Source organism: Catenibacterium sp. UBA627 (assembly GCF_002299355.1).
GTDB classification, from domain to species: domain Bacteria; phylum Bacillota_I; class Bacilli_A; order Erysipelotrichales; family Coprobacillaceae; genus Catenibacterium; species Catenibacterium mitsuoka.
Window position 1 is genome coordinate 4,277 of sequence record NZ_DBPF01000129.1, and the last position, 3,461, is coordinate 7,737.

The window sequence follows — 3,461 nt, forward strand, 5'->3', positions numbered from 1 at the left end:
TCTACTACATATACAGCAACTATTAGTACACAGCAGGCAAATATTATTAACTTTAATGTGACTGCAGATACGAAGAAGGAAGCTTATTATGCGATTGGGTATTTAACTGAATGGTATGCAGGAAGTACACAGCGTTATAATTTCCCATATGCAATCAATATATTAGATGAAAGCAGCTTCTCTACTGCACCAGTCAACTACAACAGTCATAAGGGTAACTTTATGAAGGGTGCATTAGTAAGTGGTGCTGTACTCGTATTTATTCTCGCTTTATATTATTTCTTTAGAGATACAGTAAAGAGTGATAAGGAAGCTAAACAGAAGTTAAATGCAAGACTATATGCAAGAATTCCTTTTGAAAAAAAGAAGAAAAGAAATCCTTTCAAGAAGAACAGAAAAGCTATTCTTATTACTTCACTTAAGACAAGTTTCTTCTATAGAGAATCTATTAATAAGTTAAGAAGTAAAGTAGAAGCATCAAGTCAGAAACATGGTTATACTTCTTTCATGATTACGAGTGCTCATGAAAATGAAGGTAAATCAAGTGTAGGTGCTAACTTAGCCTTAGCACTTGCAAAGAATGGTCATAAGACTATTTTAGTTGATATGGACTTTAGAAAACCTTCATTAAATAAGATTTTTGAATTAAAGACAAATACAAGCTTAAATAATGCGATTGAAGGAAAAGCCCATTGGAAGTCTCAGGTTGTTACTTTAGATCATCCAGGTTTAGACTTATTACCTTGTCAGCAGGACTTAAAGAATTCTGAAAAATTAACTGGAAGCAATCGTTTAAAAGCTATCGTAGAAGAACTAGAAGAAGAATATGATTATGTCATTGTCGATGTCAGCCCTGCTTACTTATTAAATGAACCAATGACTATCAATGAAATGATGGATGCAACATTATTCATTGTAAGACAGGATTATGCTGAAAAAGACATGATCAATGAAACTATTTCACGTTTAACTTATGTTAAGAATAACGTAGTAGGTATTGTATTCAACAGTAGAGTTTATGAACCAGGTACAATGCGTGGTACTTATGGTTATAGATATGGATATAACAGATATAGAACTAAGGGGGGAGAATAATGGATCAAACAAGTTCAGATGTACAGAAAATAGATTTAATGAAGTATTTTGACCGTTTCTTCCGTGCTTTCCGCCGTTTATGGAAATATGTTGTATTATTTCTATTGATTGGAATACTCGCATTTGAAATGAAAGAAGTACTTTTCTTTAATACAACTTATACAAGTGAAGCCGTATTTGTTCCTTCTACGAGCCAGGAGGATGTCTATTACTATGCAGACTCTAAGAATGGAGAATCTACAAACTCATTGATTCCTACATTCAATTCATTACTGACTAGTAATGAGATGCAGAATGTTATTAAGGATGTATTACATGTGCAGTCAGTACCTGCTACTATTACTACAACTCAGACTGAAGGAACAAACCTCGTTACTTTAAAAGTGACTGCAAGTAATCCTAAGGATGCTTATAATGTAGCTACTTGTGTTGTCAATAACTATGATAATGTTACAGCGAATGTCATGGACGATGTAACAATCACATTATTAGATAATCCTAATATGCCTAAGAGTCCTGATGCAAATCCAGACTATATCAAGGCAGCTATGAATGGTGGTATTTTAGGTCTTGCGGTAAGTATTCTATTCTTAATTATTGCCTCTATCTTTAGAAATACTATTCTAGATAAGAATGATATTAGAAATATCCTTGGTATGGATTATATTGCGAAGATTCCTTTTGTAGAAGGCTATGATAGACGTAAAAAGACTGGTGCAAGTCTATTACTTAATTCTCCAGGTATGAAATCTGGATTCAGACATGCATTCCATAACATTAGAATTAAGATGGAACAGGCTCATAAAGCTAAAGATCAGTCAGTCTTTATGTTTACTAGTACTGTACCTAATGAAGGTAAAACATTAGTGTCTGTCAATAGTGCTATTTCATTAGGACAGAAGGGTTATAAAGTATGTCTTGTAGACTTAGACTTAAGAAACCCTTCAGTAGAAAAGACTATGAAGTATGCGAATATTAAACGTACTTCATTAGATTTCTTAAATGATTCACTTATTTCATTAGAAGATTGTATTGTTCATATGGATGATATTGATGTCATATTTGGTAGTGATATTTCAATGGATGGTGCAACAGAATTATCAAGACCTAGACTTTCTATCTTAATTGAAGAACTTAGAAAGCATTATGATTATATTATTCTAGATGTACCACCTCTATTCATGATGCAGGATGCTTTATTAGTTGCAAAACAGGCTGATAGTGCTATTGTAGTAGTGAAACAGGATCATGCTACTGCAGCTGATATCTTAGATTCTGTAGATGAATTACATGATACTTTACCAAATGTTCTAGGTGCTGTATTGAATGGTTATAAGAACACATTCTTTACAACTGAATCATCGAGTGGTTATGGCTATGGTTATGGATACGGCTATGGCTATGGCTATGGTTATGGGAAGAGGTAAGATATGTATAAAAATGGGGTTAAAAGAATACTCGATTTCTTTATGAGTCTATGTGGCATTATTGTCTTATCTCCTTTACTTATTATCTTAAGTATCTGGATTAAAGTAGACTCTAAAGGACCTGTTCTTTTTAAACAGAAGAGAATCGGGAAGGATAAAACTTATTTCTCTATCTATAAATTTAGAACAATGTATGTAGATACACCACATGATATGCCTACACACTTATTAGATGATCCTGATGCCTTTATTACAAAGGCAGGACATTTCTTAAGAAAAACATCCCTAGATGAATTACCACAGTTATTCAATATTCTTCTAGGACAGATGGCTGTCATTGGTCCTCGTCCTGCCTTATGGAATCAGGATGATCTCATTGCCTTACGTGATGAATATCATGCCAACGATGTAAGACCAGGCTTAACTGGCTGGGCACAGATTCATGGACGTGACGAATTAGAAATTACAACAAAAGCAAAACTAGATGGCTACTATGTAGACCATCTAGGATTCTTATTAGATGTTAAGTGCTTCTTTGGCACTATCACATCTGTGCTAAAACATGAAGGAGTGGTTGAAGGTGGCACAGGATCTCTTAACAAAGACTAAAATACTGATTATCACAAATCATTCCTATATGCTGTATCAGTTCCGTAAGGAACTGATACAAGCATTAATGAAGGAACATGAAGTTGTTCTCTCAATGCCTTTTGTAGGTCATGAAGAAGACTTTAAAGCCATGGGTATCAAATGTATTGATACACCTATAGATAGAAGAGGAATGAATCCTAAAACTGATTTAAAGCTTCTTCATACATATAAGAGACTCATGAAAGAAGAATTACCTGATTTAGTGATTACTTACTCTATTAAGCCTAATATTTATGCAGGATTAGTATGTAGAAGTATGGGTATTCCTTATTGTGCCAATGTACAAGG

At 33.8% G+C, this 3,461-nt stretch carries 4 protein-coding genes; all 4 read left to right on the top strand.

Annotated elements, in window-relative coordinates; genetic code table 11:
- Positions 1-1,095 (top strand): tyrosine-protein kinase family protein (locus B2S90_RS08795; protein WP_286696904.1); only part of this gene is annotated, 1,095 nt, incomplete at its 5' end.
- Positions 1,095-2,522: a polysaccharide biosynthesis tyrosine autokinase gene (locus tag B2S90_RS08800; RefSeq protein ID WP_286696905.1), complete on the top strand. Its 1,428-nt coding sequence runs from the start codon at positions 1,095-1,097 to the stop codon at positions 2,520-2,522. The genes B2S90_RS08795 and B2S90_RS08800, both read left to right, overlap by 1 nt.
- A 3-nt stretch (positions 2,523-2,525) precedes the next feature.
- Entirely contained in the window at positions 2,526-3,131 is a 606-nt protein-coding gene (locus B2S90_RS08805) for a sugar transferase (protein WP_006505026.1), read from the top strand.
- The coding region (locus tag B2S90_RS08810; protein WP_286696906.1) for a glycosyltransferase at positions 3,103-3,461 on the top strand (359 nt) is incomplete at its 3' end. The genes B2S90_RS08805 and B2S90_RS08810, both read left to right, overlap by 29 nt.

What these genes read in the sequence shown, in the direction of transcription:
- B2S90_RS08800 (WP_286696905.1), top strand. Translation starts at nt 1,095, where the DNA reads ATGGATCAAACAAGTTCAGATGTACAGAAAATAGATTTAATGAAGTAT.
- B2S90_RS08805 (WP_006505026.1), top strand. Translation starts at nt 2,526, where the DNA reads ATGTATAAAAATGGGGTTAAAAGAATACTCGATTTCTTTATGAGTCTA.